Origin of the sequence: Xanthomonas sp. SHU 199 (genome assembly GCF_000364665.1) — a bacterium.
Lineage (GTDB): Bacteria > Pseudomonadota > Gammaproteobacteria > Xanthomonadales > Xanthomonadaceae > Xanthomonas_A > Xanthomonas_A sontii.
On record NZ_AQOI01000720.1, the window covers coordinates 1 to 4674 of the forward strand.

At 71.5% G+C, this 4674-nt stretch carries 5 protein-coding genes; 3 read left to right on the plus strand and 2 right to left on the minus strand.

The annotated features are described in order from the left end of the window. Nucleotides 1-534 (minus strand): RNA methyltransferase substrate-binding domain-containing protein (locus tag D183_RS0120155; RefSeq protein ID WP_343122562.1); only part of this gene is annotated, 534 nt, incomplete at its 3' end. A gap of 484 nt (nucleotides 535-1018) precedes the next feature. Here D183_RS0120155 and D183_RS0120160 point away from each other — a divergent pair. Beyond that, complete coding sequence (locus D183_RS0120160) at nucleotides 1019-2080, plus strand: hypothetical protein (RefSeq protein ID WP_017910591.1); 1062 nt, start codon at nucleotides 1019-1021, stop codon at nucleotides 2078-2080. Between the two features lie 42 nt (nucleotides 2081-2122). Here D183_RS0120160 and D183_RS0120165 read toward each other — a convergent pair whose 3' ends face one another. Further along, entirely contained in the window at nucleotides 2123-2680 is a 558-nt protein-coding gene (locus D183_RS0120165; RefSeq protein ID WP_026144697.1) for a GNAT family N-acetyltransferase, read from the minus strand. A gap of 164 nt (nucleotides 2681-2844) precedes the next feature. Here D183_RS0120165 and D183_RS0120170 point away from each other — a divergent pair, with 164 nt between their 5' ends. Together D183_RS0120170 and D183_RS0120175 are read left to right on the plus strand one after the other, a co-directional pair. Continuing rightward, nucleotides 2845-3588, plus strand: coding sequence for a polysaccharide deacetylase family protein (locus tag D183_RS0120170; protein ID WP_017910593.1), 744 nt, complete (start codon nucleotides 2845-2847; stop codon nucleotides 3586-3588). Then, the coding region (locus tag D183_RS0120175; RefSeq protein WP_017910594.1) for a glycosyltransferase family 4 protein at nucleotides 3585-4674 on the plus strand (1090 nt) is incomplete at its 3' end. The genes D183_RS0120170 and D183_RS0120175, both read left to right, overlap by 4 nt.

A 4674-nucleotide genomic window follows, 5' to 3' on the forward strand; every position in this document is an offset into this window, starting at 1 on the left:
TGCCTCGGCGCCGCCCTCGGCCACGCGCGCGGCGGCACCGGACAGCGCCAGTGCGGCCTGCTCCGGCAACAGGATCGCGCCCACGCCGAAGTGCGCCGCCGAGCGCAGGATCGCGCCGAAATTGTGCGGGTTGCCCACGCCATCCAGCCACAGCGCCAGCGCCGGACCCGGCGCCAGCGCCTGCAGCCAGTCTGCCAGGGCCAGCGGCGCGACGCGCAGCACGTCGGCGACCACGCCCTCGTGGTGGCTGCTGGCGGCGAGCTTGTGCAGATCGGCCTCGTCCACCACGCGGTAGCCGACCCGGTTGGCCACGCACCACTTCAGCAGCGGCTGCAATGCCGGGATCCGCGCCTCGCTCAGGTACAGCTTGCGGATCGCCTCCGGCCGCCGCGCGTACACCGCGCGCACCGCGTTGAGGCCGTAGAGGCGCAGTTCGTTGCGGTTGGTCGCCGCCGCACCCTCACCCCCGGCCCCTCTCCCGGTGGGAGAGGGGGGATTCCCACCGCGCGGGCGGTTGCCCCAGGGCGAGGTCATCGGCGCACGCCCGCGGCGCAGGCGCACCGCGCCGACGCGGCACAGCGGGAACGAAGGGCATGACGCATGGGACTCTCCTGGAAAACGCACGGGGCGCGCCCGGGACGGCGCGCTGCGGGGATTTTCGCTCATCCGCGCCCCACTGGCTGCCCCGGCATGACGCAGCGCGGCCCCGAGACTTGTCTACGTCATGCACCGCAAAGCGCAACCCGCATTCCGGCCGCACCGTGAAGTGGTTCGCTCCCGCCTTCCACCGTGCGGAATTCGCGGCAGCGCATGCGCAAATCCGACAAGCCTGGCGTGCGCATCGGGTCCATTGTCGCCGCTCCTTCCGCCACCATGCAGGCGCCATCGACCCACCATCACCGTGCCATTCGCTTCGCAGACGGGATACCTGCGATGGCCTGCGCCGCCGCATCGCGCAGCGCCGTGCTCCGCGGGCTCCCGAGAACGCACTCCGCATTCTCACGACAAGGCGATTCCCATGCACTCCGACATCCGTCCGTTTTCCTCGTCCGCACGCCGCTGCGTGCACGCCGCCCTGCTGCTGATGCTGCCCCTGCTCGGCCTGAGCGCCAGCGCACTGGCCCAGACCGCCGCGCCCGACGCCCGCCTGGCGCGGGTCGGCGCCCTGCCCGCCGCGCACAAGCCCACCAACGTCCCCGACGACTACATCCAGACGCCGTTCGGCTACTTCGCGCCGGCCTGCGTGCGCCAGGTCCATCGCAGCGACCGCGTGCTCGCCGACGGCGCCCTGCAGCATGCCGATGGCGTGCGCGAACAGGCGCAGGCCTGCAACCAGGACAACTTCACCCCCAACGGCACCCGCGTCCACCCCGACGGACGTGGCCTGGACGGCCAGCCGATCCGCGCTGGCGCGGCGCTGCGGGCAGCGCGCGCGCGCGGCGCGGTGCCGCCGCCGATCACCCACGACTGGGTACAGTCGGCCATCGACGTGACCGGCAACAAGATGGGGCGCATCGTGGCCAGCTGGACGGTGCCGCAGAACCCGACCAACGTGGCGCAGCAGACGGTGTACTTCTTCCCGGGGATGCAGAGCGACGATCCCACGATCCTGCAACCGGTGCTCGGCTACCGCGGCTACAACGACAGCTGGGACCTGAGCAGCTGGAACTGCTGCCAGGACGGCATGGTGTGGCACAGCGACTTCATCGCGGCCAGGGCCGGCGACCGGATCGTCGGCGACACCTACGCCACCTGCAACAACGGCCTGCCCTGCACGAACTGGAACGTCGACACGCGCAACGTCACCACCGGCCAGAGCGTGCGGCTCAGCACCACCTACGACATCAATTCCCGGACGCACCTGGTGGTGGGCGGTGCGCTGGAAGTCTATGCGGTGGACAGCTGCGACCAGTATCCGCCGGACGGGAGCATCACCTTCGATGCGATCGGCGTCTACGACTACCGCATGCAGCGTGTGGCGTCGCCGGCATGGGTGTCGTACAGCGACAGCTCGGGCCTGGACGTGCAATGCAACTACGCGGTGGACACCACCGCGACCTCGGCCACCATTTCCTACTGAAGCCGTGGCCCGCGCGCGTCGCTCGCACGGGCGACGCGCGACTCAGGCAGCCGCCCCGGTCCGCGCGAACAGGCGCAAATCGCGCGGCTGTCCATCGCGCAACGACAGTTCGCGGCGCGTGCCGATCTCAACGAAGCCGTTCTTCTGCAGCACGCGCGCCGAGCCATGGTTGTCTGGTAGCGTCAACGCCTCGATCCGCTGCAGGCGCAACGCCGGCACCGCCCAGTCCAGGTAGGCGGCGACGATGCGGGTCATCCGGCCCTGGCCCCAGTGCGCGCGGCCAAGCCAGTAGCCGAGCTCGGCCCGCTCCGGCGCCGGCTGCGCCGCTGCATGCAGGCCGATCCCGCCACAGGCCTCGCCGCCGATCTCGATCGCCAGCACCGGGTCGTTCAGGTCGATCACCTGCCCGCCCAGGAAGGCCTCGCCGTCGGCGCGCGTGTAGGGATGCGGAAAGCGCCGGCTGAGCCCGTGCGCCACCTGGGCGTCGTCGGCGTGGCGGACCAGCGCATCCAGGTCCTCGGCACGCCAGCGCCGCAGCACGATGCCGTCCAGATGCAGTTGCAGATCGCGCCAGGGGGCGGCAGCGGCGGTCTCGGACATCGGCGGCTCCTGCGGCAAGGGAAGCGCAGCATAGCCGCCGGCCGCGGCCTGCACGGCGGCGCGATCGTCTACGGCTGAGGGTTTTACCCGACAGACCAGCGAAAGCCAGGCCCGGTAGACTCCCGCGCCGCACCTCGCCCTTCCGTCCAAAGAGCCGTTCCCCGATGCCTTCCGACACCGCCGCCACGGCCCGCATTCCGATCTTCATGTACCACAACGTGGCCGAGGCGCCGCGGCACCTGCAGGTGTACCGCAGCCTGTACGTGAGCCCGGGCCGCTTCGCCCGGCAGATGCGCCTGCTGCAGCGGCTGGGCTACCGCGGCGTGTCCATGTCCGACGCCATGCCGTACCTGCGCGGCGAGCGCCAGGGCAAGATCGCGGTGGTCACCCTGGACGACGGCTACCTGGACAACCTGCACGCGGCGCTGCCGGTGCTGCAGCGGCTGGGTTTCACCGCCACGGTGTACATGGTCAGCGGCTGCATCGGCCGCCACAACGTGTGGGATGCGCAGAAGCTGGGCATCGAGAAGCCGCTGATGAACCTCGCCGAGCTGCGCCAGTGGCGCGCCGGCGGCATGGAGATCGGCGCGCATACCCGCTCGCACCCGCACCTGACCGGCTGCAGCGATGCGGCGCTGCGCGAGGAGATCGGCGGCTGCAAGCGCGAACTGGAGGACCTGCTCGGCGAGGCGGTGCCGCAGTTCTGCTACCCCTATGGCGATGTGGACGACCGTGTCGCCGACGTGGTGCGCGAGGCCGGCTACACCGCCGCCACCAGCACCCGCCGCGGCCGCGCCCCGGCAGGCTCGGACCCCATGCGCTACCCGCGCATCCAGGTCGCGCGCCACCACCTGCTGCCGCAGTTCGCGCTGCGCGCCTTCACCGCCTACGAGGACCGGCGCGGATGAAATTCCTGTTCGTCGGCACCAATCCCGAAAACACCGGCGCGGCCACCCATTTCGTGGCGCTGGCGCAGGCGCTGGCCGGCGTCGGCCACCAGGTCGAGGTCATCGCCTGCGAGGGCGGCCTGATCGCCGACGAATTGCGCCGCAGCGGCATCACCGTGCACGTCGGACACTTCCGCAACGTGCTGGACCCGGACGGCTACCGGCCGCTGCTGCGCGTGGCGCGGCGCAGCCGGCCGGACTGGCTGGTGGGCAACTTCGGCAAAGAATACTGGCCGCTGCTGCTGGCCGGGCGCGTGCTGGGCATCCCGGTCACGCTGTTCCGCCACCGCACACCGGCGATGAGTGCGCTGTCCGGCTATGCGATCCCGCGCCTGGCCGCGCGCTTCTTCGCGGTGTCGCACTACGCGCGCCAGGCCTACCTGGAGCGCGGCGTGCCGGAGGCGCTGGTGCAGGTGCTGTACAACCCGGTGACCATGGAGCGGCTGCGCCCGGATCCGGAACGTGGCCGTGCCATCCGCGCCGCGCAGGGCTTGCCCGAGGATGCGATCGTGCTCGGCTACAGCGGACGCATGCACGCCGGCAAGGGCATCTTCCCGCTGCTGGAAGCCGCTGGGGCGGCGATGGCGGAGGAGCCGCGGCTGCACTGCCTGTGGCTGGGCGACGGACCGGACGCGGCGCAGTTGCAGGCGCAGGCTGCGGCCCAGCCGCACGGCCAGCGCCACCGCTTCGTTGGCTGGGTCAACGACACCACGCCCTACTACAACGCGATGTCGATGCTGGCGTTCCCGTCGCTGGCGCCGGAAACCTTCGGCCGGGTCTCGGTGGAGGCGCAGGCCAGCGGCGTGCCGGTGCTGGCCAGCCACGTCGGCGGCACCGCGGAGACGCTGGACCCCGGGGTCAGCGGCGAACTGCTCACGCCCGGCGACGTGGACGGCTGGCGCGATGCAATCCTGCGCCTGTGCGACAGCGAACGGCGCCAGCGCATGGGCCAGGCCGGGCGCGACTTCGTGCAGCGCCATTTCGGTGGCGCAGTGATCGCCGCGCAGTTCGTACACCTGCTGCAGCAGCCGCGCTGCGCGCCGCAGC